General features: G+C 69.4%; 25 protein-coding genes, 1 pseudogene and 1 riboswitch. Of the genes and pseudogenes, 23 read left to right on the forward strand and 3 right to left on the reverse strand.

Annotation, left to right across the window (positions count from 1 at the left end):
* The first annotated feature begins 44 nt into the window (after positions 1–44).
* The 14 genes from rimM (at position 45) to ACGFX9_RS18050 (ending at position 11,461) form a co-directional block, all read left to right on the forward strand.
* Positions 45–605: a ribosome maturation factor RimM gene (gene rimM, locus ACGFX9_RS17985; protein ID WP_393472160.1), complete on the forward strand. Its 561-nt coding sequence runs from the start codon at positions 45–47 to the stop codon at positions 603–605.
* On the forward strand, positions 605–1,426 hold the full coding sequence (gene trmD / locus ACGFX9_RS17990) for a tRNA (guanosine(37)-N1)-methyltransferase TrmD (protein WP_393472163.1): 822 nt from the start codon (positions 605–607) through the stop codon (positions 1,424–1,426). Before rimM ends, trmD begins: the two co-directional genes overlap by 1 nt.
* A gap of 132 nt (positions 1,427–1,558) precedes the next feature.
* A complete protein-coding gene (gene rplS, locus ACGFX9_RS17995) occupies positions 1,559–1,909 on the forward strand; it encodes a 50S ribosomal protein L19 (RefSeq protein ID WP_351165399.1) in 351 nt (116 codons plus the stop codon).
* A gap of 45 nt (positions 1,910–1,954) precedes the next feature.
* The gene (lepB, locus tag ACGFX9_RS18000) at positions 1,955–2,674 is read left to right on the forward strand and encodes a signal peptidase I (RefSeq protein WP_393472166.1); all 720 of its coding nucleotides are present in this window, start codon (positions 1,955–1,957) and stop codon (positions 2,672–2,674) included.
* Positions 2,667–3,746, forward strand: coding sequence for a signal peptidase I (gene lepB / locus ACGFX9_RS18005; RefSeq protein WP_393472169.1), 1,080 nt, complete (start codon positions 2,667–2,669; stop codon positions 3,744–3,746). The genes lepB (ACGFX9_RS18000) and lepB (ACGFX9_RS18005) overlap by 8 nt, the downstream gene beginning before the upstream one ends.
* Positions 3,637–4,608, forward strand: a complete 972-nt coding sequence (gene lepB / locus ACGFX9_RS18010) for a signal peptidase I (RefSeq protein WP_393472172.1) — start codon at positions 3,637–3,639, stop codon at positions 4,606–4,608. Before lepB (ACGFX9_RS18005) ends, lepB (ACGFX9_RS18010) begins: the two co-directional genes overlap by 110 nt.
* Before the next feature lie 81 nt (positions 4,609–4,689).
* On the forward strand, positions 4,690–5,457 hold the full coding sequence (lepB, locus tag ACGFX9_RS18015; protein WP_393472176.1) for a signal peptidase I: 768 nt from the start codon (positions 4,690–4,692) through the stop codon (positions 5,455–5,457).
* Positions 5,447–5,944 carry an NUDIX hydrolase gene (locus ACGFX9_RS18020; RefSeq protein WP_393472178.1) on the forward strand — a complete coding sequence of 166 codons (498 nt, stop codon included), beginning with the start codon at positions 5,447–5,449 and terminating at the stop codon, positions 5,942–5,944. Before lepB (ACGFX9_RS18015) ends, ACGFX9_RS18020 begins: the two co-directional genes overlap by 11 nt.
* A 55-nt stretch (positions 5,945–5,999) precedes the next feature.
* Positions 6,000–6,308, forward strand: a complete 309-nt coding sequence (locus ACGFX9_RS18025; protein ID WP_003965949.1) for a DUF2469 domain-containing protein — start codon at positions 6,000–6,002, stop codon at positions 6,306–6,308.
* A 139-nt stretch (positions 6,309–6,447) separates the two neighbouring features.
* A complete protein-coding gene (locus ACGFX9_RS18030) occupies positions 6,448–6,825 on the forward strand; it encodes a YraN family protein (RefSeq protein WP_393472181.1) in 378 nt (125 codons plus the stop codon).
* Positions 6,825–8,444: a YifB family Mg chelatase-like AAA ATPase gene (locus ACGFX9_RS18035; protein WP_393472184.1), complete on the forward strand. Its 1,620-nt coding sequence runs from the start codon at positions 6,825–6,827 to the stop codon at positions 8,442–8,444. Before ACGFX9_RS18030 ends, ACGFX9_RS18035 begins: the two co-directional genes overlap by 1 nt.
* Positions 8,441–9,601: a DNA-processing protein DprA gene (gene dprA, locus ACGFX9_RS18040; protein ID WP_393472187.1), complete on the forward strand. Its 1,161-nt coding sequence runs from the start codon at positions 8,441–8,443 to the stop codon at positions 9,599–9,601. The genes ACGFX9_RS18035 and dprA overlap by 4 nt, the downstream gene beginning before the upstream one ends.
* Positions 9,602–9,929: 328 nt before the next feature.
* Complete coding sequence (gene whiG, locus ACGFX9_RS18045; protein WP_393472190.1) at positions 9,930–10,772, forward strand: RNA polymerase sigma factor WhiG; 843 nt, start codon at positions 9,930–9,932, stop codon at positions 10,770–10,772.
* Positions 10,773–10,903: 131 nt separating this feature from the next.
* A complete protein-coding gene (locus ACGFX9_RS18050; protein WP_393472534.1) occupies positions 10,904–11,461 on the forward strand; it encodes a TetR/AcrR family transcriptional regulator in 558 nt (185 codons plus the stop codon).
* 103 nt (positions 11,462–11,564) lie between these two features.
* Here the strand turns inward: ACGFX9_RS18050 and ACGFX9_RS18055 are convergent.
* Positions 11,565–12,143, reverse strand: a pseudogene (locus tag ACGFX9_RS18055) (peptidoglycan DD-metalloendopeptidase family protein); the annotation flags it as partial.
* A 313-nt stretch (positions 12,144–12,456) separates the two neighbouring features.
* Here ACGFX9_RS18055 and rpsB point away from each other — a divergent pair.
* The 9 genes from rpsB to ACGFX9_RS18100 all read left to right on the forward strand — a co-directional run bounded on the left by rpsB (position 12,457) and on the right by ACGFX9_RS18100 (position 22,331).
* Complete coding sequence (gene rpsB / locus ACGFX9_RS18060) at positions 12,457–13,407, forward strand: 30S ribosomal protein S2 (RefSeq protein WP_393472193.1); 951 nt, start codon at positions 12,457–12,459, stop codon at positions 13,405–13,407.
* A gap of 93 nt (positions 13,408–13,500) precedes the next feature.
* On the forward strand, positions 13,501–14,337 hold the full coding sequence (gene tsf, locus ACGFX9_RS18065; RefSeq protein WP_393472196.1) for a translation elongation factor Ts: 837 nt from the start codon (positions 13,501–13,503) through the stop codon (positions 14,335–14,337).
* Between the two features lie 185 nt (positions 14,338–14,522).
* Positions 14,523–15,284 carry a UMP kinase gene (gene pyrH / locus ACGFX9_RS18070; protein WP_393472199.1) on the forward strand — a complete coding sequence of 254 codons (762 nt, stop codon included), beginning with the start codon at positions 14,523–14,525 and terminating at the stop codon, positions 15,282–15,284.
* Positions 15,285–15,435: 151 nt separating this feature from the next.
* Entirely contained in the window at positions 15,436–15,993 is a 558-nt protein-coding gene (gene frr / locus ACGFX9_RS18075; protein ID WP_365824123.1) for a ribosome recycling factor, read from the forward strand.
* Positions 15,994–16,027: 34 nt separating this feature from the next.
* Positions 16,028–17,101 (forward strand): phosphatidate cytidylyltransferase, encoded by a 1,074-nt coding sequence (locus ACGFX9_RS18080; protein ID WP_393472202.1) that lies wholly within the window; start codon positions 16,028–16,030, stop codon positions 17,099–17,101.
* Between the two features lie 87 nt (positions 17,102–17,188).
* Entirely contained in the window at positions 17,189–18,295 is a 1,107-nt protein-coding gene (gene rlmN / locus ACGFX9_RS18085; protein ID WP_393472204.1) for a 23S rRNA (adenine(2503)-C(2))-methyltransferase RlmN, read from the forward strand.
* A gap of 39 nt (positions 18,296–18,334) precedes the next feature.
* Positions 18,335–18,451: riboswitch (TPP riboswitch) on the forward strand.
* 78 nt (positions 18,452–18,529) lie between these two features.
* Positions 18,530–19,630, forward strand: a complete 1,101-nt coding sequence (locus tag ACGFX9_RS18090) for a thiamine ABC transporter substrate binding subunit (protein WP_393472207.1) — start codon at positions 18,530–18,532, stop codon at positions 19,628–19,630.
* Positions 19,631–19,680: 50 nt separating this feature from the next.
* Positions 19,681–21,291, forward strand: coding sequence for an ABC transporter permease (locus ACGFX9_RS18095; RefSeq protein ID WP_393472211.1), 1,611 nt, complete (start codon positions 19,681–19,683; stop codon positions 21,289–21,291).
* Positions 21,291–22,331 carry an ABC transporter ATP-binding protein gene (locus tag ACGFX9_RS18100; protein ID WP_393472214.1) on the forward strand — a complete coding sequence of 347 codons (1,041 nt, stop codon included), beginning with the start codon at positions 21,291–21,293 and terminating at the stop codon, positions 22,329–22,331. The genes ACGFX9_RS18095 and ACGFX9_RS18100 overlap by 1 nt, the downstream gene beginning before the upstream one ends.
* 118 nt (positions 22,332–22,449) lie before the next feature.
* Here the strand turns inward: ACGFX9_RS18100 and ACGFX9_RS18105 are convergent, their stop codons facing one another.
* The gene (locus tag ACGFX9_RS18105; RefSeq protein WP_393472216.1) at positions 22,450–23,622 is read right to left on the reverse strand and encodes an LOG family protein; all 1,173 of its coding nucleotides are present in this window, start codon (positions 23,620–23,622) and stop codon (positions 22,450–22,452) included.
* 37 nt (positions 23,623–23,659) lie between these two features.
* On the reverse strand, positions 23,660–24,064 hold the full coding sequence (locus tag ACGFX9_RS18110; RefSeq protein WP_393472218.1) for a VOC family protein: 405 nt from the start codon (positions 24,062–24,064) through the stop codon (positions 23,660–23,662).
* Between the last annotated feature and the right edge of the window lie 39 nt (positions 24,065–24,103).

Genomic DNA, 24,103 nt, shown 5'->3' on the forward strand with positions numbered 1-24,103 from the left:
ACGAGCCGTCCCCGGCCCGTAGTCGTAACTGAGGAGAAAACGCAGTGCAGCTGGTAGTCGCGCGGATCGGCCGCGCCCACGGCATCAAGGGTGACGTCACCGTCGAGGTGCGCACGGACGAGCCGGAGCTGCGGCTCGGGCCCGGCGCCGTCCTCGCCACCGACCCCGCCTCCACGGGCCCGCTGACCATCGAGGCAGGCCGGGTGCACAGCGGGCGCCTGCTGCTGCGCTTCGAGGGCGTACGCGACCGCACGGGCGCCGAAGCGCTGCGCAACACGCTGCTGATCGCGGAGATCGACCCGGAAGAGCTCCCGGAGGACGAGGACGAGTACTACGACCATCAGCTGATGGACCTCGACGTCGTCACCAAGGAAGGCGTCGAGGTCGGCCGGATCACCGAGATCTCGCACCTGCCCTCGCAGGACCTGTTCATCGTGGAGCGGCCAGACGGCAGCGAAGTGATGATCCCCTTCGTGGAGAAGATCGTCACCGAGATCGACCTGGAGGAGCAGCGGGCGATCATCGATCCGCCCCCCGGCCTGATCGACGACCGCGCGGAGGTCGTCTCCGCCAGGGACGACGCCCCCTCGGGAGACGACGCCTGATGAGGCTCGACGTCGTCACGATCTTCCCCGAGTACCTGGAACCCCTGAACGTCTCCCTCGTGGGCAAGGCACGCGCGCGTGGGCAGCTCGACGTGAATGTGCACGACCTCAGGGAGTGGACGTACGACCGGCACAACACGGTCGACGACACCCCTTACGGCGGCGGCCCCGGCATGGTCATGAAGACCGACCCCTGGGGCGCGGCACTCGACGACGCGCTCGCCGACGGATACGAGGCGGGTGCCCACGGGCCCGTCCTGGTCGTCCCGACGCCCAGCGGACGGTCCTTCACCCAGGAACTCGCCGTCGAGCTCTCCGAGCGGCCCTGGCTTGTCTTCACGCCGGCGCGCTACGAAGGCATCGACCGCCGCGTCATCGACGAGTACGCGACCCGCATGCCGGTCTACGAAGTGTCGATCGGCGACTACGTCCTCGCGGGCGGCGAGGCGGCCGTCCTGGTCGTCACCGAGGCCGTGGCCCGCCTCCTGCCGGGAGTCCTCGGCAATGCCGAGTCCCACCGCGACGACTCCTTCGCGCCCGGCGCGATGGCCAACCTCCTTGAAGGACCCGTCTACACCAAGCCGCCCCAATGGCGCGGTCACGGCATCCCGGACGTCCTGGTGAGCGGTCACCACGGCAAGATCGCGCGCTGGCGCAGGGACGAGGCGCTGCGGCGCACGGTCCGCAACAGGCCCGATCTGATCGAGCGCTGCGACCCCGCCGCCTTCGACAAGAAGGACCGCGAGATGCTCTCGATCCTTGGGTGGAGGCCGGGCCCCGACGGCCGATTTGGGCGAGACCCCGAGGCCGTGGAAGAATAGGCCGCTGCTGTACGTCCAGCGTGCGCCCCTGCCACAGGGGGAAAGTCGCCCGTCCGACGCGAACAGCTATCGAATCCTCATCACAAACTTCCCGCTGATGACCTGTGGCATCAGTGAAGAAAGCAGACGATCATGGCTAACCTGCTCGACTCCGTCGACAGCGCTTCGCTGCGCACCGACATCCCGGCCTTCCGCCCGGGTGACACCGTCAACGTCCACGTGCGCGTCATCGAGGGCAACCGCTCCCGTGTCCAGCAGTTCAAGGGCGTAGTCATCCGTCGCCAGGGTGCCGGCGTGCGCGAGACCTTCTCGGTCCGCAAGGTCTCCTTCTCCGTCGGCGTCGAGCGCACCTTCCCGGTGCACACGCCGATCGTCGAGAAGATCGAGCTCGTCTCCCGCGGCGCCGTGCGCCGCGCGAAGCTGTACTACCTCCGTGAGCTGCGCGGCAAGGCCGCGAAGATCAAGGAGAAGCGCGACAACTGAGCTCGCGCACGGGTCCACAGCGGAGCCGGATAGCATCTGGCCCCGATGGACACCGAAGCACAGCACACGGAGCGCGACCGCTCCTCCCCACCCACCGATTCCCAGGACGCCGAGCGCGTCGGGGGATCCGAGGGGCCGGAGGACCGGTCGCGCTCCGCTTTTATGTCGCTCGTGTCCTGGCTGCCCGGCGGCAGAGCCACCCTGACGCTGCTCACCTGCATGGCTTTCCTGCTGCTCGTCAGCACCTTCGTGATGCAGCCCTTCCAGATCCCCAGCGGCTCCATGGAGCCCACGTTCCGGGTCGGGGACCGCGTACTCGTCAACAAGTTGGCGTACCGTTTCGGTTCCGAGCCGCAGCGGGGTGACGCGGTCGTCTTCGACGGCAGTAGTTACTTCGGGGATGCCGACTACATCAAGCGGGTCGCAGGTGTGGGGGGAGACCGGGTGGTCTGCTGCGACAAGCGGGGGAGGATCAAGGTGAACGGCGAGCCGGTCGACGAGCCGTATCTCTTCCCGGGGGATGCCCCTTCCACGGTGCGCTTCGTCGCCGTCGTACCCGAAGACAGTCTCTTCCTTCTCGGTGACCACCGAAGCGACTCCCGTGACTCCCGCGACCATCTCGGTCAGCCCGGCGGCGGGATGATCCCCGTCGACTCCGTGATCGGCAGGGCGGACTGGATCGCCTGGCCCATCGGCCACTGGACCTCCCTGGAGCGTCCCGACGGCTACGCGCGCGTGCCGGCACCAGGCGGCGCGCATGGGTAACCGCGGGCGGACCCGGGCCGCCAGCCATCGGGCCGACACCCGGCTGCCCACCGGATCCCGTCCCACCAGCGGTCCCGTACTGCCCGGAAGGGCCGAGCGGCGCAAGCTCGCGCGGAAGGTCAAGCGGCGCAGGCGGCGTTCGGCGATCAAGGAGATACCTCTCCTCATAGGTGTCGCGCTGCTGATAGCCCTGGTCCTGAAGACCTTCCTGGTGCAGGCCTTCGTGATCCCGTCGGGCTCGATGGAGCAGACGATCAAGATCGGTGACCGCGTCCTCGTCGACAAGCTGACCCCGTGGTTCGGAGCCAAGCCCGAGCGTGGCGACGTCGTCGTCTTCAAGGACCCCGGCGGCTGGCTCGAGGACGAGAACGCCAAGAAGAAGGACGACCCTGTAGGGGTCAAGCAGATCAAGGAAGGGCTCGCCTTCATCGGACTGCTGCCATCCGACGACGAGCGCGACCTGATCAAGCGCGTGGTCGGCGTCGGCGGTGACACCGTGAAGTGCTGTGACAAGAACAAGAAGCTCACGGTCAACGGAGTGCCGCTCACCGAGCCGTACATCAACCCGGGTGATGACCCCTCGTCCTTCGAGTTCGAGGTGAAGGTCCCCAAGGGGCGCTTCTTCGTCATGGGCGACCACCGTTCCGACTCGGCCGACTCCCGTTTCCACCGCACCGAGAAGTTCAGCGGCACGGTCTCCGAGGACAGTGTCGTGGGACGCGCGCTCGTCATCGCCTGGCCCTTCGACCACTGGCGCAAGCTGGAGGAGCCCGATACGTACGCGTCTGTGCCCGACGCGCCTGCGGATGCGGACGTCGGCCCCGGCCTGTCGCATAGGGTGGCCCCTGGCGATCGATACGGATTGACCGGACTCCCGACCCCTGCGGAACTCCCGCTCGTTATGGGAGTGGTGGGCCTGCATCGCATCAGGAGCGGGCAGCAGCACGGACTGAGGAGTGGATGTGGGGGATGTGGCGGTCGGCGCACGGTCCGGACACGGTGGGCCCGAGGAGCAGCCAGGGCGATCAGACGAGCCGGAGGTCGCGGCGGACGGCGTGAACCCCGGGAGTGAGGGTGACCGCGCGGGAGGCTCGCCCGCACCCGATGAGCTGGACGGGAAGCCGGCCAAGGGGGCGAAGAAGCCTCGCTCCTTCTGGAAGGAGCTTCCCCTCCTCATCGGTATCGCGCTGATCCTGGCGCTGGTGATCAAGACCTTCCTGGTGCAGGCGTTCTCGATTCCCTCGGACTCGATGCAGAACACGCTCCAGAAGGGCGACCGCGTCCTGGTCGACAAGCTGACGCCGTGGTTCGGCTCGGAGCCCGAGCGCGGCGAGGTCGTCGTCTTCAACGACCCGGGTCACTGGCTCGACGGTGAGCCGACGCCCGACCCGAACGCGATTCAGCGGGTTCTCGGCTGGGTCGGCCTGATGCCGTCCGCGGACGAGAAGGACCTGATCAAGCGCGTCATCGCGGTCGGCGGCGACACCGTGGAGTGCAAGGGCACCGGCCCGGTGAAGGTCAACGGCAAGGCACTGAACGAGCCGTACGTCTTCGAGGGCAACACCCCTTGCAGCGTCGACGACCAGGGTGGCCAGTTCAAGGTCACCGTGCCCGCGGGCAAAATCTGGGTCATGGGTGACCACCGGCAGAACTCGCTGGACTCCCGCTACCACCAGAACCAGCCCGGCGGCGGCGCCGTCCCCGTGGACAACGTCGTGGGCCGCGCGATCGTGATCGCCTGGCCGCCCACCCGCTGGGCGACGCTGCCCAAGCCGGACACCTTCGACCAGCAGGGCATCAACGCCGCGATGAGCGCGGCGCCCGCCGCCCTCGGGCTCGCGGGTGCGGTGCCGGTCGTCCTCTGGCGCAGGCGTCGGCTCACGGTGGCCGCCGCGCAGAGCGCGAGGGTTTCTGGCGGGGGTACCGCCGGGTAGGGTGCCGTCCCAGATCGCTGATCTTCCGTGTCCCTGTTCGAAGGGTGCGCGGGGTCGTCTCCGATATGGGGGAGCACTGGGATGAGCAGGACACAACGTACGGACGAGGGCCGCGGGCGGCTCGGCAGCGTGCTGTCGGGACTGGCCGTGGCCCTTGGCTGTGTGCTCTTCCTCGGCGGCTTCGTGTGGGGCGCCGTCCTGTACCAGCCCTACACCGTCCCCACCGGCTCGATGACGCCGACGATCGGCGCGGGCGACCGGGTCCTGGCGAAGCGGATGGACGGCAGTGACGTGCGCCGTGGTGACGTCGTCGTCTTCCGGCAGGCGAGCTGGGGCGATCTGCCGATGGTCAAGCGCGTCGTGGGCATCGGCGGTGACCGGATCTCCTGCTGCACGGACGGCAAGCTGATGGTCAACGGCAAGGAAGTCGCAGAACCGTATCTTCCCGAGGGCAAGGGCGCCGCGGCCACCGGAATCCCGGCCACCACGGTGCCCGAGGGCAACCTGTTCCTGCTCGGCGACGAGCGCAGCGGCTCCCTGGACTCCAGCGTCCACCTGGGCGACTCCAACCACGGCTCCGTGCCGCGCAGCGCGGTGGAGGGGCGGGTCGACGCGGTGGCCTGGCCGATGGACAAGTTCGGGACGCTGGAGCGCCCGGACGGATTCGCGGACATGCCGGGCGGCATCTCGGAGCCGGGGCCCGTGGGCCTGATGGTGTGGGCGGTGGTGGTCGGCGCGGTGCTCGTGCTGGGCGGCGCCGCGTACGGCCCGGTGGCCAAGCGACTGGGGCGCGGGCGTGAGCGGCCCCGGAGCCCCGGTCGTACGGGGGCGGACGCCCATGCCGGCTGAGGCGCGGCCGCTGCGAAGGGTCGCGCGGGTCGTGCTCCTCGATCCGCGGGACCGCATCCTGCTGCTGCACGGCCATGACCCGGAGGACGTGGCCGACGACTGGTGGTTCACGCCGGGCGGCGGTCTGGAGGGCGACGAGACGCATGAACAGGCCGCTCTGCGAGAACTCATGGAAGAGACGGGCATCACCGAGGTCGAGCTCGGCCCCGCACTGTGGCAGCGGATCTGCTCCTTCCCCTTCGCCGGACGGCGCTGGGACCAGGACGAGCGGTACTACCTGGCGCGTACGTCGCAGACGTCCACGCAGGCCACAGGGCTGACGGAGCTGGAACGGCGGAGTGTCGCGGGAGCGCGTTGGTGGACGTGCCAGGAACTGACCGAGGCACATGAGACGGTGTATCCGACCAGGCTCGCCGAGCTGCTTCGCAGGCTGCTCGACGAGGGTCCCCCGAGTCACCCAGAGACCCTCGACACGGAAATCGCGTAGAGGCTCCAGAGGCTGACGCACAATAGGGGGACGCACGGCTGAAGGGGAACATGCCATGAGCGCCGAGGACCTCGAGAAGTACGAGACCGAGATGGAGCTGAAGCTCTACCGGGAGTACCGCGATGTCGTCGGTCTGTTCAAATATGTGATCGAGACCGAACGGCGCTTCTATCTCACCAATGACTACGAGATGCAGGTGCACTCGGTCCAGGGTGAGGTTTTCTTCGAGGTGTCCATGGCGGACGCCTGGGTGTGGGACATGTACAGGCCCGCACGGTTCGTGAAGCAGGTGCGGGTCCTCACGTTCAAGGACGTGAACATCGAGGAGCTCAACAAGAGCGATCTTGAGCTGCCGGGGGGCTGAGTCCACGGCTTTCGCGGCTGTGGGCGTGGCCGAGTTCACCGGGACGGGTGAGCGAGTTATCCACAAAAGGTGACTCGTCCACCAAGATCCACAACGTTCGGGGCCTGGCCTCAGTGTGGGTGTCGGAGGTGGTGCCGACATGAACGCACGGGGGGCACTCGGGCGGTACGGCGAAGATCTGGCCGCGCGGCGGCTGGGCGAGGCCGGAATGACGGTTCTGGAGCGCAACTGGCGCGGTGGCAGAACCGGCGAGATCGACATCGTGGCCATGGATGGCGAAGCGCTCGTCATCTGTGAGGTCAAGACCCGCAGGGCGGGCCTGGTGGGCTCGGAGATCTATCAGCACCCGATGGCGGCCGTGGGCCGCGCCAAGGCGGAGCGGCTGCGGCGTCTCGCCGAGCGCTGGATCGAGCAGCGCGGCGGCCCGCCGCCGGGTGGAGTCCGGATCGACCTCGTCGGCGTACTGATCCCACGGCGCGGCGCCCCCGTCGTGGAGCACGCGCGGGGGGTGGCCTGATGGGATTCGCGCGTACGTGTTCCGTGGCGCTGGTGGGCGTAGAAGGTGTGGTCGTCGAGGTGCAGGCCGACCTGGAGCCGGGCGTCGCGGCGTTCACGCTGGTCGGGCTCCCGGACAAGAGCCTGACGGAGAGCAAGGACCGGGTCAGGGCCGCGGTGGTCAACTCGGGCGGGGAATGGCCCCAGAAGAAGCTCACGGTGGGCCTGAGCCCGGCGTCGGTGCCCAAGGGAGGCAGCGGCTTCGATCTCGCGGTGGCCTGTGCGGTGCTCGGGGCGGCGGAGCGGATCGACCCACGGGTCCTGACCGACATCGTGATGATCGGCGAACTGGGGCTCGACGGACGGGTGCGGCCGGTGCGCGGGGTGCTGCCCTCGGTCCTGGCGGCGGCGGACGCGGGCTATGAACAGGTCGTCGTCCCGGAGTGCACCGCGGCCGAGGCGGCGCTGGTGCCGGGGATCTCGGTGCTCGGGGTGCGCAGTCTGCGCCAGCTGATCGCCGTGCTGACCGATGAGCCGGTGCCCGAGGAGGAGCCGGACGAGCCGGGCCGGCCCGACCCGATGCTCGCGGGGCTCTGTGTGCCGGGAGCCGGGGTGGGGACGGGGCTCAGCGGCGGTCTGGACGACGCGCATGCGCTTGACCTGGCCGATGTCGTCGGACAGACGGCGGCTCGGACCGCCGTGGAGGTGGCGGCAGCGGGCGCGCACCACATCTTTCTGCAGGGCCCACCGGGCGCTGGAAAGACGATGCTCGCGGAACGGCTGCCGGCGATCCTGCCCCGGCTGACCCGCGAGGAGTCCCTGGAGGTGACGGCCGTGCACTCGGTGGCGGGCATGCTGCCACCGGGGAAGCCACTGGTGGACACGGCGCCGTACTGCGCGCCGCACCATTCGGCGACGATGCAGTCGCTCGTGGGCGGCGGCAAGGGAGTCGCGCGGCCGGGGGCGGTCTCGCTGGCTCACCGGGGCGTCCTGTTTCTCGACGAGGCGCCGGAGTTCAGCAGCCAGACGTTGGACTCCTTGCGCCAGCCCCTCGAATCGGGGCATGTGGTGATCGCGCGCAGCGCGGGAGTGGTGCGGCTGCCCGCGAGATTCCTGATGGTCCTCGCGGCCAACCCCTGTCCTTGTGGCCGTCACACGCGCAGGGACGACAGCTGTGAATGTCCCTCGTCGGTCGTCCGCCGCTATCAGGCACGGCTCTCGGGCCCACTGCTCGACCGGATCGACCTGAAGGTCGAGGTGGAGCCCGTCACGCGCTCCCAACTGGCCGGGCACGGGACACGGGGGGACTCCACACAGACGGTCGCGGACCGGGTGCGCACCGCCCGGGAGAGAGCGGCGGCCAGGCTGGCGGGGACCCGTTGGCGAATGAACAGCGAGGTCCCCGGGCATGAGCTGCGCACACGGTGGCCCGCAGAGCCCGGCGCCCTCGAAGTAGCCGAACTCGACCTGGAGCACGGGTTCCTGACGGCTCGCGGGCTCGACCGCGTCCTGCGGGTCGCCTGGACCGTCGCCGACCTCGCGGGACGGGACCGCCCCTCCGCACAGGACGTCGCCCTCGCGCTGCAGTTGCGTACGGGGGTGTCGCGGGGCGTGCCGATGGCGATCGGGGCGGTGACATGACGTCCGGCTCCCTCCCGGACGAGGAGCGGCTGGCGAGGGCCGCCCTGACGCGGATCGTCGAACCGGGGGACGAGGTGGCCGGGCGGTGGCTGCGGGAGACCGGTGCCGTCGAAGTGGTGCGGCGCCTCGCCGCGGGGGATGAGCGGCTCGCCGGGGTGACGCCCGCGCGGTGGGAAGGACTGCGGGCCCGGGCCGCGAAGGCGCGGCCCGAGCGTGACCTGGCGGTGGCGCGGGACGCGGGGGTGCGGTTCGTCTGCCCGGGGGAGGCGGAGTGGCCCGTGCAGCTGGACGACCTGGGCAACGCGCGGCCGGTCGGGCTGTGGGTGCGGGGGCGGCCGAGCCTGCGGATATGGGCGCTGCGGTCGGTGGCCGTGGTCGGCGCCCGGGCCTGCACGGAGTATGGGGCGCACATGGCGGCGGGCCTGGGGGCGGGGCTTGCCGAGCGGGGGTGGGTGGTGGTGTCCGGGGGTGCCTACGGGGTGGACGGGGCCGCGCACCGGGGGGCTCTGGGGGCGGGCGGGGCCACGGTGGCCGTGCTCGCTTGCGGGGTCGACCGGCCCTACCCACGAGGACACGCCGAGTTGATCAGGAGGATCGCGGAACAGGGTCTTGTGGTGGGGGAGTTGCCGCCCGGTGATCATCCGACTCCGAGCAGGTTCATCCTCCGTAACCGTGTGATCGCCGCCCTCACCCGCGGCAGCGTCGTGGTCGAAGCGGCTTACCGAAGCGGTGCGCTCGTCACGGCGCGCAGTGCGCAGGAGCTCGGCCGCTTCACGATGGGGGTGCCGGGCCCCGCGACCAGCGGACTCTCGGCGGGGGTGCATGAACTCCTGCGGGGTGACGGCGTGCTGGTGACCGATGCGGCGGAAGTCGTCGAGCTGGTGGGTGACATGGGCGAGCTGGCCCCGGAGCGGCACGGTCCCGTCGTGCCGCGCGACCTGCTCGACCCGGGCGCCGCCCGTGTGCTGGCCGCGCTGCCCTCGCGGGGGAGCGCGTCGGCGCGGGAGATCGCGCTCGGTGCGGGCACCGTGGTGGACGAAGTTGTCGGTCGGTTGTACGAGTTGCGCTCACTGGGGTTCGTCGAACGACACGGCGATGGCTGGCAGTTGACACGCCAGGCGATCGTGTCGGTCTTCCCACAGACGGACGGGTTGTGACCGAGCGTATTCGGCCGTCTGGATGAACCCCTGATGGCCTTGGAACGACGCGTAGTTGGCGCTCCGCGCTTGTCACACAGGGCGACGAGAGGAACCCCGTGGGGCGCCCAGCGGAACGTATCTGCGGCCTCCCGATCCCCTACTCTTCGCACACTGCGACGCTCCAGTCACGCTACGCTCACAAGGATTCCGACGCGGACAGGCAACCACAGGCAATCAGACGGACAACCTCATTCACTTCACGCAAGCTCACCACTTCGCGAGCGCGGGCGAATCCGCCGGCTCGCGTGACCCCACCAGTTCACGGCAGAACGGCTCAAGGCGACGCATGCCCCAGCACACCTCAGGGTCCGATCGGGCGGCAGCTCCCCCCGCCGCCCGTAGTGGCGAGCGGGAGCGGCCCCCCGCACCCTCGTCGCTGGACGAGCTGTGGCGGTCGTACAAGGAGACGGGGGACGGGCGGCTGCGCGAGCAGCTGATCCTGCACTACTCGCCGCTCGTGAAGTACGTCGCGGGCCGGGTGAGCGTGGGTCTTCCGCCCAATGTCGAGCAGGCGGACTTCGTCTCGTCAGGGGTGTTCGGTCTCATCGACGCGATCGAGAAGTTCGACATCGAGCGGTCCATCAAGTTCGAGACGTACGCGATCACGCGTATCCGGGGCGCGATGATCGACGAACTCCGGGCGCTCGACTGGATCCCCCGGTCCGTTCGGCAGAAGGCGCGCAACGTCGAGCGCGCCTACGCCACGCTTGAGGCGCAACTGCGGCGTACGCCGTCGGAGAGCGAGGTCGCCCACGAGATGGGGATCGCGCTGGAGGAACTGCACGCCGTTTTCAGCCAGTTGTCGCTGGCGAACGTGGTGGCCCTGGAGGAGCTGCTGCACGTCGGCGGTGAGGGCGGCAACCGGCTGAGTCTGATGGACACGCTCGAGGACACCGCGGCCGACAACCCCGTGGAGGTCGCCGAGGACCGCGAGCTGCGAAAGCTGCTCGCACGGGCGATCAACACGCTTCCGGAGCGGGAGAAGACCGTCGTCACCCTCTACTACTACGAGGGCCTCACGCTCGCGGAGATCGGCAATGTGCTCGGGGTGACGGAGAGCCGGGTGAGCCAGATCCACACGAAATCGGTGCTCCAGCTGCGGGCGAAGCTGGCGAGTTTTGGCCGCTGAGGGCGCTGAATCGTCCCTGCCCCCGGCGGCTGCCGAGGGGTGCGGATGGCGAGTCTTCCGGGATGTATCGACTCCCGCCCCGGCGATCGCGTCCGTAGAGTGGAGGCGTGCCAAGGATTCGAGCGGCCTCTGTGGCCGAGCACCGGTCGATGCAGCGCGGCGCCCTGCTGGACGCCGCGCGGTCCCTGCTGTCCGAGGGCGGTACGGAGGCGCTGACCTTCCCCGCCCTGGCTGAGCGCACGGGGCTCGCGCGGTCATCCGTGTACGAGTACTTCCGCTCGCGTGCCGCGGTGGTGGAGGAGCTGTGCGAGGTCGACTTCCCCGTCTGGGCGGCGGAGGTCTCGGCGGCGATGGAGCGGGCCGAGTCCGCCGAGGACAAGGTCGAGGCGTATGTGCGCCAGCAGCTGGCCCTGGTCGGCGACCGCAGGCACCGGGCCGTGGTCGCCATCTCGGCCGGCGAGTTGGACGCTGGTGCGAGGGAGAAGATCCGTGCCGCGCACGGGGGTCTGATCGCCATCATCGTCGAGGCGCTCAAGACGCTGGGGCATGAGCAGCCCCGCATGGCGGCGATGCTGCTGCAGGGGATCGTGGACGCCGCGGTGCGACGGATCGAGCTCGGCGTCGCCGAGGAGCCGGCCGCCATCACGGAGGCAGCGGTCGCCATGGCGCTGAGGGGCGTGCGGGGCTGAGGCCCCGGTCGCCTGCCCCCGACGGAAGCGGTCGCAGGGTCGCGCCTCCCCGGAGCGGAAGCGGTCGCAGGGCCGCGCCCGCCCACACCGGGACCAGCCGCAGGACCGGCACGTCGATCACCGGCAGCAAGCGGGACGCCCCGCGCCGCAGCAGCCACGGCGGCAGCAGCGACAGCGGGTCGAGGTATGCCTCGGCCCTCAGCAGACCCCAGTGAAGACAGCTGCCCGGGCAGTGGGCCGTAGGGAGTTCAAGCACCCCCAGTGCCTCGCCCGCCGCCACCTCGGCGCCCTTCTTGACCGTGGCCCGCACCGGTTCGTACGTCGTGCGCAGAGGTGGATCACCCGTTCCTGACAGCTCCACCGCGACCACCCCGCGGCCCGCCACCCGGCCCGCGAACGAGACCCGGCCCGCGGCCACCGCCCGCACCACGGCGCCCGGCGGCGCGGCGAGGTCCACGCCCCGGTGGCCCCGGCCGTACTCCGTCGCCGGGGGCTCCCATCCCCGTACGACAGGAGGGCGCACCCCCACCGGCCACGCGCCGCCCACCTGGGGCACCGGCTCCCCGCCGTTCACCCCCGCCACGGGTTCCCCGGCGGCACCGGCGGGCAGCACCACCGCAGTGATCAGCGCCACGGTCAGCAGCACCACGGACAGCAGCGCCAAGCTCAGCTCTCGTCGCATGTGAGACATGCGAGAACCGTCCCGCGTCGGCCCCGTCCGCGGGGATCATGAACCGGATCTGTGGACTACCAGCCGGTTGTGGACAACGGCGTCACCCACTGGTGGACAGCGGCGTCACCCGGTGCCTCGCGGGTCCCGTACACTTCTTGTGGCGATCCGGGTCACCGGGTCGACTTCGCACGCCCCGACACCAGGTCTTCAAAAGCCAGGTGCCAGCGCCTCTCGGTCCTTTGCGGCACGGCGTATCGCGGGCGTCAGGCGCGACTGCCATCCGGCGGACGCGGCACAACCGAGAACACCAAGGAGTACGGCCATGGCCGTCGTCACGATGCGGGAGCTGCTGGAAAGCGGCGTCCACTTCGGTCACCAGACCCGTCGTTGGAACCCGAAGATGAAGCGCTTCATCTTCACGGAGCGCAACGGCATCTACATCATCGACCTGCTCCAGTCGCTGTCGTACATCGACCGCGCCTACGAGTTCGTCAAGGAGACCGTCGCCCACGGCGGCACGGTCATGTTCGTCGGCACGAAGAAGCAGGCGCAGGAGGCGATCGCCGAGCAGGCGACCCGCGTCGGCATGCCCTACGTGAACCAGCGCTGGCTGGGCGGCATGCTCACCAACTTCTCGACCGTCTACAAGCGCCTGCAGCGCCTGAAGGAGCTCGAGCAGATCGACTTCGAGGATGTGGCCGCGTCCGGCCTCACCAAGAAGGAGCTGCTCGTCCTCTCCCGCGAGAAGGCCAAGCTGGAGAAGACCCTCGGCGGTATCCGCGAGATGTCCAAGGTGCCCAGCGCCGTCTGGATCGTGGACACCAAGAAGGAGCACATCGCTGTCGGCGAGGCCCGGAAGCTCAACATCCCGGTCGTCGCGATCCTCGACACGAACTGTGACCCCGACGAGGTCGACTACAAGATCCCGGGCAACGACGACGCGATCCGCTCCGTCACCCTGCTCACCCGCGTGATCGCCGACGCGGTCGCCGAGGGCCTCATCTCCCGCTCCGGTGTCGCCACGGGCGACCAGAAGCCGGGCGAGAAGGCCGCCGGCGAGCCGCTCGCCGAGTGGGAGCGCGACCTGCTCGAGGGTGAGAAGAAGGCTGACGAGCCGAAGGCCGACGAGGCCAAGGCCGACGAGCCGAAGGCTGAAGAGGCCGAGGTTCAGAAGTCCGCCGAGACCGAGCAGGCCGCCGACGCCGAGCAGGCCGAGGCCCCCGCCGAGGTTGCTGCCGCCGAGGCCCCCGCCGCGGAGACCGAGCAGGCCTGACCTTCACAGGTTCGGTAGTTGACGGCGGGGGCCTGCTGGCCCCCGCCGTTCACCCGTAGATCTTTCAGACCTCCGAAAGAGAATTTCAGGATCATGGCGAACTACACCGCCGCTGACGTCAAGAAGCTCCGTGAGCTCACGGGCGCCGGCATGATGGACTGCAAGAAGGCGCTCGACGAGGCCGAAGGCAGCGTCGACAAGGCCGTCGAGGCCCTGCGCATCAAGGGCCAGAAGGGCGTCGCCAAGCGCGAGGGCCGCTCCGCCGAGAACGGCGCCGTGGTCTCCCTCATCGCTGACGACAACACCTCCGGCGTCATCGTCGAGCTGAAGTGCGAGACGGACTTCGTCGCCAAGGGCGAGAAGTTCCAGGCCGTCGCGAACTCGCTGGCCGCGCACATCGCCAAGACGTCCCCGGCCGACCTCCAGGCGCTGCTCGCCTCCGAGATCGAGGCCGGCAAGACCGTCCAGGCGTACGTCGACGAGGCCAACGCCAACCTCGGCGAGAAGATCGTCCTGGACCGCTTCGCGCAGTTCTCGGGCGCCTTCGTCACCGCGTACATGCACCGCACCATGCCCGACCTGCCCCCGCAGATCGGTGTCCTGGTCGAGCTGGACAAGGCCGACGCCAACCTCGCCAAGGGCATCGCGCAGCACATCGCCGCCTTCGCGCCGAAGTACCTCTCCCGTGAGGACGTTCCGGCCGAGGTCGTCGAGTCCGAGCGTCGCGTCGCCGAGGAGACCACCCGCGCCGAGGGCAAGCCCGAGGCCGCGCTGCCCAAGATCGTCGAGGGTCGCGTCAACGGCTTCTTCAAGGAGGCCACCCTCCTCGGCCAGCCGTACGCGCTCGACAACAAGAAGTCCGTCCAGAAGGTCCTGGACGAGGCCGGTGTCACCCTGAAGCGCTTCTCGCGCATCAAGGTCGGCATCTGAGTCCGTACCGCGATCGACGGTAGACCCCGCTAGGGTCGACAGTGGTCGCCCGCGTACCCACGCAGTACGCGACGTACGACCGCAGATCTGACGAGGAGGCCATTGCCGAGCATGGGATGCGAACGACACCCCACCGGCAGTGGCCTTCTTCGTATGTGCGCCGAGCAAAAAGAAGTGAGAACACCATGACCACCAAGGCCGACACAAACAGTGGTGACGACAAAGTCGCCGGTCGTTTCCTGCTGAAGCTCTCCGGCGAGGCATTCGCTGGCGGGGGCGGCCTTGGCGTCGACCCCGATGTGGTGCACGCGGTCGCCAAGGAGATCGCCGCCGTCGTCCGTGACGGCGCCCAGATCGCGGCCGTCATCGGTGGCGGCAACTTCTTCCGCGGCGCGGAACTGCAGCAGCGCGGCATGGACCGGGCCCGCTCGGACTACATGGGCATGCTCGGCACGGTCATGAACTGCCTTGCCCTCCAGGACTTCCTGGAGAAGGAAGGCATCGAATGCCGCGTCCAGACCGCCATCACGATGGGCCAGGTCGCGGAGCCGTACATCCCGCTGCGCGCCGTGCGGCACCTGGAGAAGGGCCGCGTGGTCATCTTCGGCGCCGGTATGGGCATGCCGTACTTCTCCACTGACACCACCGCGGCCCAGCGCGCCCTGGAGATCGACGCCGAGGCCCTCCTCATGGGCAAGAACGGCGTCGACGGGGTCTACGACTCCGACCCCAAGACCAACCCGGACGCGGTGAAGTACGACGCGCTCGGCTACGGCGAGGTCATCACCCGCGACCTGAAGGTCGCCGACATGACGGCGATCACGCTGTGCCGCGACAACAAGCTGCCCATCCTGGTCTTCGAGTTGCTCGCCGCAGGCAATATCGCCCGTGCCGTCAAGGGTGAGAAGATCGGCACACTCGTGGGCGACGAGGGCACCCGCGCCTGAACTCGGGGACGCCTCCCGAGGGATGGACAAAGCCCTGCCGGTCGGACACGGTGCAGGGAAAGAGACGCGACGCAGCCGACGCCCCATGGACTCCCCCTACTTCACCGTGTGGGGGCGCCCCCAGCCCACTCACAACACGCAGGAGCAAGTGGTGATCGAAGAGACCCTCCTCGAGGCCGAGGAGAAGATGGAGAAGGCCGTCGTGGTCGCCAAGGAGGACTTCGCCGCGATTCGCACAGGCCGTGCGCACCCGGCGATGTTCAACAAGATCGTGGCCGACTACTACGGCGCCCTTACGCCGATCAACCAGCTGGCCTCGTTCTCGGTGCCCGAGCCGCGGATGGCCGTGGTGACCCCGTTCGACAAGAGCGCGCTGCGCAACATCGAACAGGCGATCCGCGACTCCGACCTCGGCGTCAACCCCGGCAATGATGGAAACATCATCCGGGTGACGTTCCCCGAGCTGACGCAGGACCGCCGCAAGGAGTACATCAAGGTCGCCAAGACCAAGGCCGAGGACTCCAAGATCTCGATCCGCTCCATCCGCCGCAAGGCCAAGGAAGCGATCGACAAGGCGATCAAGGACGGCGACATCGGCGAGGACGAGGGCCGTCGCGCGGAGAAGGAGCTCGACGACACCACCGCGAAGTACGTCGCTCAGGTGGACGAGCTGCTCAAGCACAAGGAAGCCGAGCTGCTCGAGGTCTGAGGGCTCGAAGTCTGAGGACTGAGGAATCCGATCCGTGAACGACTCTTCCTGGGGGGCGCCTCCCAGAGCCGGGTACTGGGGGCCGCCCGACCAGGGCCCTGCTCAAGGGGCTGCCCCGGCAGGTCCCGCGTACGATGCGCATGACGCCCTGTATCCAGCAGAGACGCAGCCCATGCCCATCGTGCCCGACATGCCTGACGTGCCTGATGTACCCCAGGAGCCCATGGCCAGCGCATCACAGCCCGCCCCCGAGGCGCCGCGAGCGCCTCAAGCGCCCAAAGCGCCGCAGAAGAAGAGCGCGGGCCGTGATCTCGGGGCGGCCATAGGAGTCGGCGTGGGGCTCGGCGCGGTGATCGTCGCGTCGCTCTTCATCGTGAAGGCCGTCTTCATCGGCGTCATAGCGGTCGCCGTCGTGGTCGGTCTCTGGGAGCTCACCTCGCGGCTCCAGGAGCGCAAGCAGATCAAGGCGCCGCTGGTCCCGCTCGCGGTGGGCGGCGCCGCGATGGTCGTCGCCGGGTACGTCCGCGGGACCGAGGGCGCCTGGGTCGCCATGGCGCTCACCGCGCTCGCGGTGCTCGTCTGGCGGATGACCGAGCCGCCCGAGGGCTATCTGAAGGACGTCACGGCGGGCGTCTTCGCGGCGTTCTACGTCCCGTTCCTCGCGACGTTCGTGGCGCTGATGCTCACCGCGGACGACGGCGCCCAGCGGGTGCTCACGTTCCTGCTCCTGACCGTCGTCAGCGACACCGGGGCGTACGCGATCGGCTGGCGCTTCGGCAAGCACAAGCTCGCCCCGCGCATCAGCCCCGGCAAGACCCGCGAGGGCCTGGTCGGCGCGGTGACGTTCGCGATGGCGGCGGGCGCGCTGTGCATGGAGTTCCTGATCGACGGCGGCGCGTGGTGGCAGGGCCTGCTCATCGGCCTGGCGGTCGCCGCGAGCGCGACGCTCGGTGACCTCGGCGAGTCCATGATCAAGCGTGACCTCGGCATCAAGGACATGGGCACGCTGCTGCCGGGCCATGGCGGCATCATGGACCGACTGGACTCGCTGCTGCCGACGGCGCCGGTGGTGTGGCTGCTGCTGGTCATTTTCGTGGGGTCCGGCTGAGGGCTGGCCTGCGTCCATGCGCGTGAGGGGTTCGTTGTCCACAGGGCGGCGGGCCCCTTGTCGTATGTCTGCGACACTGGATGGACCATGCCTGTACCCGGAGAACTCACCTTCGTCGCGCCCCGCGGAGCCAAGAAGCCGCCGCGGCATCTCGCCGACCTCACGCCCGCCGAGCGCAAGGAAGCCGTCGCCGCCGCCGGCGAGAAACCGTTTCGCGCCAAGCAGCTCTCGCAGCACTACTTCGCGCGGTACGCGCACGACCCGGAGCAGTGGACCGACATTCCCGCCGGTTCGCGCGCGAAGCTGCAGGAGGCGCTGCTTCCCGAGCTGATGTCCGTGGTGCGGCACATCAGCTGTGACGACGACACCACCCGCAAGACGCTGTGGCGCCTCTTCGACGGGACGCTCGTCGAGTCCGTGCTCATGCGCTATCCCGACCGCGTCACGATGTGCATCTCGTCGCAGGCCGGGTGCGGGATGAACTGTCCGTTCTGTGCGACGGGGCAGGCCGGGCTCGACCGGAATCTGTCGACCGCCGAGATCGTGCATCAGATTGTGGACGGGATGCGCGCTCTGCGGGACGGGGAGATCCCGGGTGGGCCCGCGCGGCTCTCGAACATCGTCTTCATGGGGATGGGCGAGCCGCTCGCCAACTACAACCGCGTGACGGGCGCCATTCGCAGGCTGACGGATCCCGAGCCGGACGGTGTGGGGCTCTCGCAGCGTGGCATCACCGTGTCCACGGTCGGTCTGGTGCCCGCCATCCACCGGTTCGCCGACGAGGGCTTCAAGTGCCGCCTCGCCATCTCGCTGCACGCACCCGACGACGAGCTCCGCGACACCCTCGTGCCCGTCAACACACGGTGGAACGTGCGCGAGGTCATGGATGCCGGATGGGAGTACGCCGCCAAGTCGGGGCGCCGCCTCTCCATCGAGTACGCGCTGATCCGCGACATCAACGACCAGGCCTGGCGCGGTGACCGTCTCGGGCGGCTGCTCAAGAACAAGCCCGTTCACGTGAACCTGATCCCGCTGAACCCGACGCCGGGTTCGAAGTGGACCGCCTCGCGGCCCGAGGACGAGAAGGCCTTCGTGGACGCCATCGCCGCCCATGGGGTACCTGTCACGGTTCGTGACACTCGTGGCCAGGAGATCGACGGGGCGTGCGGTCAGCTCGCCGCGTCCGAGCGTTAGTCTGGCCGGAACACAACTTCATAGCCGGGACACATCTTCATATTCCGACAGGGGAGCGCCACAGCGCTGAGAGTGCGGCACCAAGGACAGGTTGGCCGCAGACCCTCTGAACCTTGCCCGGGTCATTCCGGGTAGGAAGTTCGGACGCCACTCAAGCTGTTGCGCCCTGCCCGGGGACCGGTTCGATCCGGTCCGCGGGCAGGGCCGCGTCTCTTCCTGGTCACTCCAGGAGGAATGAACTCAGTGAGCACCACCACCAAGAAGGTCACGGTCACCGCGGTCGCGGTGGCCCTCGGGCTTGTCGCGCTCTCCGCGTGCGGCGGCTCGTCCGACAGCAGCGGCGACAAGACTGCGTCCAAGAGCGTCACGCTTGTCAGTCATGACTCCTTCAACGTCTCCAAGGACGTACTGAAGGCGTTCGAGAAGAGCTCCGGCTACAAGGTCAACGTCCTCAAGGACGGTGACGCCGGAGCCGCCGTGAACAAGGCGATTCTGTCGAAGGACAATCCGCAGGGCGACGTCTTCTTCGGCGTCGACAACACACTGCTCTCGCGTGCGCTCGACAACGGCCTCTTCCAGTCGTACGAGGCCAAGGGCTCGGACCAGGTCATGTCGCAGTTCCGCGTCGATCAGGACAAGCATCGCGTGACACCCGTCGACAGCGGCGACATCTGCGTCAACTACGACAAGAAGTACTTCGCCGACAAGAAGCTGGCGCCGCCGAAGTCCTTCGAGGACCTCGCCAAGCCCGCGTACAAGAACCTCCTCGTGACCGAGAACGCCGCGACCTCCTCGCCCGGCCTCGGGTTCGTCCTCGGCACCGCCGCGAAGTACGGCGACGACGGATGGCAGGGCTACTGGAAGAAGCTCAAGGCCAACGGCGTCAAGGTCGTCGACGGCTGGGAGCAGGCCTACAACGAGGAGTTCTCCGGGTCCGCCGGCGGCAAGAAGGCCAAGGGCGAGCGGCCGCTCGTCGTCTCGTACGCCTCGTCGCCGCCCGTCGAGGTGCTCTACGCCAAGCCGCAGCCCAAGGAGGCGCCGACCGGCGTCGCGACCGGCACCTGCTTCCGGCAGGTCGAGTACGCGGGGCTGCTCAGCAACGCCAAGAACGAGAAGGGCGGCAAGGCGCTGCTCGACTTCCTGATCAGCACCGAGTTCCAGGACGACATGCCGCTGAACATGTTCGTCAACCCGGTGCGGAAGACCGCCGAGCTGCCCGAGCTGTTCGTCAAGCACGGGGTGAAGATCGACCACCCGGAGACCATGGAGCCGGGGAAGATCGCCGACAACCGTGATCAGTGGGTCAAGTCGTGGACCTCGCTCGTACTGAAGTAAAGGGGTCCCGTAAGGGGCTCCCGCGCGGGAGCGCGGCTCGGCTCGGCCTGATGGCCGTGCCCGTCGCGTTCTTCGCGGTCTTCTTCGCCTATCCGGTCGCCGCGATCGTCGCGCGCGGCCTGAAGGTGGGCGGCCAGTGGCAGTTCGGGCGGATCGCGGACGTCATCGGGCAGTCCGACGTGCGGCACGTGCTGTGGTTCACCACCTGGCAGGCGCTCGCGTCGACGGCGCTCACTCTCCTCGTCGCGCTCCCCGGCGCGTATGTCTTCGCGCGCTTCGATTTCAGGGGCAAGCAGATTCTGCGGGCGGTCGTCACGGTTCCGTTCGTGCTGCCGACGGTCGTCGTCGGGACCGCGTTCCTCGCGCTGCTCGGGCGCGGCGGGCTGCTCGACGAGATGTGGGGGGTGCGGCTCGACACGACCGTGTGGGCGATCCTGCTCGCTCATGTCTTCTTCAATTACGCCGTCGTCGTACGCACGGTGGGCGGGCTCTGGTCGCAGCTCGACCCGCGCCAGGAAGAGGCCGCGCGGATGCTCGGCGCCTCGCGGTGGCGGGCCTGGCGGACGGTGACACTGCCCGCGCTCGGACCCGCCGTCGCCGCCGCGGCGCTCATGGTCTTTCTGTTCACCTTCACCTCCTTCGGCGTCGTACAGATCCTCGGCGGACCCGCGTACTCGACGCTCGAAGTCGAGATCTACCGGCAGACCGCCCAGCTCCTCGACCTGCCGACAGCCGCCGTCCTGACGATCGTGCAGTTCGCCGCGGTCGGCGTCATCCTCGCCGTGCACGCGTGGACCGTGCGCCGCCGGGAGACCGCCCTGAAGCTGGTCGACGCCTCCACGGCCGCGCGGCGGCCACGCGGGGCGGGCCAGTGGGCGCTGCTCGGCGGTGTCATGCTCACCATCGCCGTACTCATCCTGCTGCCGCTCGGCGTCCTGATCGAGCGCTCGCTGAGCACCCCCGACGGCTACGGCTTCACGTACTACAAGGAGCTGACCTCGGCGGACGGCGGCGCGTTCCTCGTCCCGCCGATCGACGCGATCTGGAATTCGCTTCAGTACGCGCTCGCCGCCACCGCCATCGCCCTGCTGATCGGCGGGCTCGCCGCCGCGGCGCTGACGCGCAGGGCGGGGCGGCTGGTGCGCGGCTTCGACGCCCTGCTGATGCTGCCGCTCGGCGTCTCCGCGGTGACGGTCGGCTTCGGGTTCCTGATCACGCTCGACAAGCCGCCGCTGGATCTTCGCTCCACGTGGATCCTGGTGCCGCTCGCGCAGGCCCTGGTGGGTGTGCCGTTCGTCGTACGCACCATGCTCCCCGTCCTGCGTGCGGTGGACGGACGGCTGCGCGAGGCGGCGGCCGTGCTCGGCGCGTCGCCGCTGCGGGCGTGGCGGGAGGTCGATCTGCCGATGGTGCGACGGGCCCTGCTGATCGCCGCCGGGTTCGCCTTCGCCGTGTCCCTGGGGGAGTTCGGCGCGACCGTGTTCATCGCGCGGCCGGACAACCCGACCCTGCCGGTCGCCGTCGCGCGTCTCCTCGGGCGGGCCGGTGAGCTCAACTACGGGCAGGCGATGGCACTTTCGACGATCTTGATGGTGGTGTGCGCGGTGTCGCTGCTGCTGCTCGAACGCCTCCGTACCGACCGCACGACTGGGGAGTTCTGATGAGTGTGGGCCGGGGTGCGGGTCTGCTGACGCTGGTGGACGCGACGGTGCGGTTCGGGGCCCGGGCCGTCCTTGACGGCGTCGGCCTTGAGGTCGGCGAGCACGAGATCGTGTGCGTGCTCGGACCGAGCGGCAGCGGAAAATCGACGCTGCTGCGGGCCGTCGCCGGGCTCCAGGAACTCGACGGCGGACAGGTCCTGCTGGACGGCCGCGATCAGCGGGGCCTGCCCGCGCACAAGCGTGGCGTCGGCCTGATGTTCCAGGACCACCAGCTCTTCCCGCAGCGCGATGTGGCGGGCAATGTCGGCTTCGGGCTGCGGATGCATGGCGCGTCGCGCGGTGAACGGGCCGGCCGGGTGGCCGAGTTGCTCGAACTGGTGGGACTGCCGGGAGCGCAGCGGCGGGCCGTCGCCTCGCTCTCGGGCGGTGAGCAGCAGCGGGTCGCACTCGCGCGAGCGCTCGCTCCCAGGCCGCGGCTACTCATGCTCGATGAGCCGCTCGGTCAGCTCGACCGTTCGCTGCGGGAGCGGCTCGTCGTCGAACTGCGCGAACTCTTCGACGAGTTGGGTACGACGGTGCTCGCGGTCACGCACGACCAGGGCGAGGCCTTCGCGCTCGCGGACCGGGTCGTGGTGATGCGGGACGGTCGAATCGCCCAGTCCGGTACGCCACTTGAGGTCTGGCGGCATCCGGCGGATGAGTTCGTGGCGCGGTTCCTGGGCTTCGGGAACATCGTCGACGCGACGGTGGCGGGCGATGTGGCGGACACCGTCTGGGGGAAGGTGCCGGTCCCTGAGGACGCGGTGGACGGGCGGTGCCGGGTGCTGGTGCGGCCTGCCGGGGTGCGGCTGATGGCGGCGGAGGAGGGGCTGCCGTGCGTGGTGACGGCGCGGACGTTCCGGGGCACTCATGTCGCCGTCCACCTGGAGCCGCCGGCGGGCCCGCGGCTCGAGGCGGCCTGTGCGTTGCGGGATGCGCCGGGGGTGGGGGAGACGGTGGGGGTCGGGTTTGATGGGGAGGACGTTGTGGTGCTGGGCTGAGGGGTGCCGGGAGGCGCGGGGGCCTTGTGCACAGGTCGCGGGCCCGGAGGCCTTGCGCACAAGCCGCGGGCCCGGGGGCCTTGCGCGCCGCTCATCACCGGCTTCGCCGGGTTCGTCCTCAAACGCCGGACGGGCTGGATTGTCCGCCGGACGAGAGCGATGCCAGTACCGCCGGAGCCTCCTCCACGTTGCCCACCAAGGCGATCCTCGACTCCATCGAGCGCCCCCGCGCCAACGCCTGCAGCAGGGGCCAGGCCGGTAGCCGCTCCGTCCAGTGCTCGCGGTTCACCAGGATCATCGGGACCGGTTCGCCTCGCGACTCGTAGTAGTTGGGCGTTGCCGCGTCGAAGATCTCCTGGACCGTGCCGGCCGCGCCGGGGAGGAAGACCACGCCCGCGTTCGAGCGCGCGAGCAGGCCGTCCTCGCGGGTGGCGTTGGCGAAGTACTTGGCGAGGTGGGTGGCGAAGGCGTTCGGCGGCTCGTGGCCGTAGAACCAGGTGGGGATGCCGACCGACGCGCCGCCCGAGGGCCAGCGCTCGCGGACGTCGAAGGCCGCCCGCGCCCAGTCACCGATCGACGGGGTGAAGGAGGGCGCCTTGGCGAGGAGTTCGAGGGCCTCGTCCAGCATCTCGTCGCGGAAGACGGACGCGTACGCGCCCAGGTTCGCCGCCTCCATCGCGCCGGGGCCGCCGCCCGTGGCGACCGTGAACCCGGCACGGGCGAGCGAGCGGCCGAGCCGGGCCGCGCCCTCGTAGGCCTCCGTGCCACGGGCCATCGCGTGGCCGCCCATGACGCCCACCACCCGTGCGCTGACGAGCAGTTCGTCCAGGGCGTCCGAGATCGAGTCGTCGTGGATCGCGCGGAGCATCGAGGCGAAGACGTCGCCGTCTGCCTTGGTCTCCTGGAACCAGGCGTACGCACGGGCGTCAGGAGTCGCCTCGTACCCACCGTCCGCGAGGCCCTCGAACAGTTCGTCCGGCGTGTAGAGAAGTCCTCGGTAGGGGGCGAACGGCAGCCCGGGTACGGGCGGGAACACCAGCGCCCCCGCGGTCCGCAGCGCCGCCGCCGCGCTCTCCTCCATCGGGCAGCCGAGGAAGACCGCACCGGTGGCGTCGCAGGTCGCGAGGGCGGCCGTACGTTCCATCAGGTCTATGGCCTGGACGCGGCACCCGGCGAGCGAGCCGCGCGCGGCGAACTCGTCGAACTCCGCGAGGGTCTCGATCTCGCGGTCGCCGACCGGAGGTTGGGGCGAGTGCCTGCGGGCGGACGCTGGTTCGGGAGTCGGCTGCATCCGCCCATGCTAAGCAGGCCGCGCCGGGCGGCGGGGCTCAGCCCTGGACCTGGGAGGGGTCCATCCACATGATTTCCCAGGTGTGGCCGTCCAGGTCGTCGTAGGCGCGGCCGTACATCGTGCCGTAGTCCTGGGTCTTGCCCGCCGTGCCACCGGCTGCCAGGGCCTTGTCGACCAGCTCGTCGACCTTCTCGCGGCTCTCGGCGCTCAGACAGAGCAGCGTCTCGCTGGTCGTACGCGAGTCCGCGATCTGCTTCTCCGTGAACTGCTGGTAGTGCTTCTTGCCCAGCATCATCGCGATGATCGTGTCGCTGATCACGACACAGGCGCAGTCGTCCGTCGAGAACTGGGGGTTGATCGCGTAGCCGAGGTCCGTGAAGAACTTCTTGGAGGCGGCGACGTCGTCCACTGCCAGGTTCACGAAGATCATCTGCTGGTACATGTGAGGTCTCCCGTTGCGTCGAGTTCCGCGTGGCGCGTC

Source organism: Streptomyces sp. NPDC048436 (genome assembly GCF_043200355.1).
Taxonomy (GTDB): Bacteria; Actinomycetota; Actinomycetes; order Streptomycetales; family Streptomycetaceae; genus Streptomyces.